This is a genomic window from Paraburkholderia sp. GAS348, assembly GCF_050434205.1.
In the GTDB taxonomy this organism is placed as follows: Bacteria; Pseudomonadota; Gammaproteobacteria; order Burkholderiales; family Burkholderiaceae; genus Paraburkholderia.
The window spans coordinates 1-3,493 of sequence record NZ_JBNPVT010000054.1 but is presented as its reverse complement, the minus strand read 5'-3'; the positions used below and the strand labels follow the sequence as shown (position 1 = coordinate 3,493).

At 49.1% G+C, this 3,493-nt stretch carries 1 protein-coding gene and 1 pseudogene; one reads left to right on the top strand and one right to left on the bottom strand.

The features are described from left to right. Nucleotides 1-96: 96 nt before the first annotated feature. Nucleotides 97-666 (top strand): annotated as a pseudogene (locus P3T22_RS33085) (IS6 family transposase); the annotation flags it as partial. Between the two features lie 322 nt (nt 667-988). Here the strand turns inward: P3T22_RS33085 and P3T22_RS33080 are convergent. After that, nucleotides 989-2,968: a sulfatase-like hydrolase/transferase gene (locus P3T22_RS33080; protein WP_429327264.1), complete on the bottom strand. Its 1,980-nt coding sequence runs from the start codon at nt 2,966-2,968 to the stop codon at nt 989-991. Nucleotides 2,969-3,493 lie beyond the last annotated feature (525 nt).

Genomic DNA, 3,493 nt, shown 5'->3' with positions numbered 1-3,493 from the left:
GCCCGTCCAAACTCTTCAGCCTGCTCATCGCGGCCCCTCAAATCGATCAGCTCGACACTCTACCCGATTCGTTGATCGCTATTTGCACCACAGCCGGCTGAACGAGGTATCGCGGTCGATCATTCAACCGTGCATCGCTGGGCGCTCAAGCTGTTGCCGGTGCTGGAGAAAGCGTTTCGTCATCGCAAGCGCCCCGTCGGCAAGAGCTGGCGCGTCGATGAGACCTACATTAAGGTACGGGGCCAGTGGAAATACTTGTACCGCGCCGTCGACAAGGCCGGTCACACCATCGATTGACTGTTACGGGCCCATCGTGACAAGGCTGCGGCGAAGCGCTACTTCGAAAAATCGATCTCCCAGAATGGCGAACCCGAGACGGTAATGATCGACAAAAGCGGCTCCAATCTGGCTGCGCTGGAGGCCCTCAATGCCGAGCGCGACACGCCGATCAAGGTCCGCCAGAACAAGTATCTGAATAATCTCATCGAACAGGACCACCGGGCGATCAAGCGCCGTACCCGGCCGATGCTGGGGTTCAAGAATTTTCGTTGTGCCCGCATCATCCTGTCGGGCATCGAAACGATGCATATGATCAGGAAAGGGCAGATGAAAGCTGATGGCGTCTCACGAACTGCCGCCGAGCAATTCTATTCGTTGGTCATGTAAGGAATCCTTAAAATTGCGCAACTTTTCGCCTTGCCAGCCTTATCGCGACACAACCTTCCAAACCGCTTGCGGAGCCGGATGTCCTGAAATTCGCTCTCTACAATCTCGTGATCCAGCCATGCTTCGTCATCCGCCTGTTCTTTCCTTGCCATTCTTAGGATCGTTATCCTAAACGTTTTCAGATTAGCAGAATTTATGATCAAGATGTGGGTAATCGCAAGCTTCTCGGATTTGTTTACAACCCATTCGTCATGACTTGTGTGTAATGCGATGACTGCAGAGAGATTATCAGATAACCTTCTGGTTGATTAATGGAAAATTCTCACTCCCCAGAATTTTCAGACAAAGCCAGAAACGCCAAAAATGCGGCTTGCGCTGTCGCATGAACCGCCTGCAAGGCATTAGGCAGGGGAGCTTCGAGTTCATTAGGCACAAGCTCATTAAAAAGCAATTCTTTCATTTCGGCGGCGATCGGTTCGATTGAATACGTATTGTTCAGCTCTAATTTGCCGTGTGGAGTTGAGTAATTGTAATATTCACTCTGCTGACTGGCTGAGACCACATCAACTGACTTTGGCTGCCAATTTGAATAAACGCCCAATTTACTTTTTTCAGTAATCATGCCGACAATATGAGATGGTGTTTGGTTATTCGTAACAGGATCGGGTGCAGTTGCAAAATCAAATGTAGAAGACAGAACTTCATCGGATGCAAATAGAGCGTAATCGCGACCTGGCTCATTATAGGATTTCAGTAACGGAAACATATCGTAACGGCCCCGGTAAATTGTAGCCAAATCGCCCCGCATCCAGGAACGACTGCCACCATAGGCAAAACTTACCAACATGGGCATTATATCGACAGAGGAGGTTAATTGTGTGCGAATCGTGTCAATGTCGCCGGTAAATCGACCTGTAGGATCGAACACAATCAATGGTACCCGAATCGCTTCGGCATACAAAGAGCCCGCCTTGCCGGCCACTAAACCGTGAGAACCCGCATAATCGCCGTGGTCGGACGTAAAAATGATGATGGTGTTGCTAGCTACGTTTTTTGGAAGCGATTGAATTACCTGGCCGATTTTATGATCCACAATAGACATGAGCAAGGTATACGTATCCATCGATCGCTGCCAGTAGCTATATGGCGAAAGTCCGATGCCATAATTTCCAGCCAGGGAATAGCCAGGATACGTAGTGGTGTTTGGATAAGGTGCGATAGAAAAATTTGTGCTTTCCACACTGCCAGAAACGCCTCCAAATTGCATCTCGAAAAATTGTCTTGTCACCGATTGCCATGCAGGCTTATTGGCTCGCAGCCTTTCAAGGGATTCCCAGTTGGGTGGAATGCTTGGATACCCATAGCTGGGAGGATTGGCCAAAACGTTAGTTGACCAAATTACAGATTCAGCACAAACTTGCACAGAATAATTAGCGTGCTGGTTATAATCATCTGGATTCAATTTGCTGATTGAGTTGTCAAATAAATTGGTGAAGGTTTGATATTCCGTGCCCGCGGGAAAAAATTCTTGATCATGCGGGTTTACAAAGCCGACCGTAAGGCACCAAGGTTGATCGCCGGGATGTTTATTGCTAAGCCAGGCGGACGCCTGATCAGCGATATATCCATCGCTGTAATAGGGACTCGATGGGTTGTTCATGTCACCATAAGTGCCTTGCAAATTAAAACCTGTTGGATCAGGGTCGGTAAGCCCCTGAAAACCAAACAAAGAAAGGAGACCTTTCCCATCAGGTTGATGAGGGACAGATAAATGCCACTTTCCAATATAGGGAGTCGCATAGCCAGCATCTTGAAATAACTTCCCATAGGTTGGAAAGCCCGGATGGAGCGGTGGAGAGTCGGATATATTTGTGCTGGGATTTGGGATGATCGTCGTAGCCATCCAGGTTTGGTGACTATAAAGTCCGGTAACCAATACGCCGCGAGACGGAGAGCACATTGTGGCAGCGGAATTGTGATTTGAAAACTTTACCCCGCCGCTCCATAATGAAAAGGTATTTGGCATGAATTTATGCATAAACTGAGCCGCGCTTGTGACTCCGGTGGGAAAAACAGTCGGGAAGCGCAATTCATCAACAACTATAAATAAGACATTGGGTCTAGCTGATCCGGGTGAAGATCCTTCATTCCCGTGGGCAGGTAATATCGAGCTAGCCGCGACCACAGCTGCACCTTTTAATATATTGCGCCTTGACAAATTCACATTGCCAGTATGCGGGGCAACCTTGGATTTATCTTGCTCGTCATCGGTTAAATTGGTGAGAGTTCGCTTGGGTAACATTTTTGCCTCATTTGTTTAGCATTTAGTTTCTATCGCAATTGGGGGCTGGCAGCTTCCTGGCCGTGTCCTTTGCCCCTTAACAAACTACGGATTAAAGAAAATGAACAGAAGACTGCTCCGTCCAGTCAATGATGGGCAGGAGGCGTGCCAAGGACGGAGGGCGGCAACCGAGTCAAATACTGGTGTTTGCGGGGCAATGCCATTGATTGCCAGGTTCTTGCCCAGGCAGCGTCCTCCATAGCATGGAACCTCTTCCACGACATGGCCATGTCGTTACAGATAACTCACACTCGCGACCGCGTTTTGCGGAGAGTGGCCAATATGGCCCCACCACTCATGAGGACAATATTAGGCGAAGGACAGCTATGTTTTTCGGACAAGTGCCATAAGGATCAGACAATTTTGGGCAGGTGCCAGGGGCCGTGCGTAAGGCTGTGGTGCAAATAGCGATCAACGAATCGGGTAGAGTGTCGAGCTGATCGATTTGAGGGGCCGCGATGAGCAGGCTGAAGAGTTTGGACGGGC

Bases quoted from the DNA above. Each gene is read 5' to 3' on its own strand.
- P3T22_RS33080 (WP_429327264.1), bottom strand. From the start codon at position 2,968: ATGTTACCCAAGCGAACTCTCACCAATTTAACCGATGACGAGCAAGAT.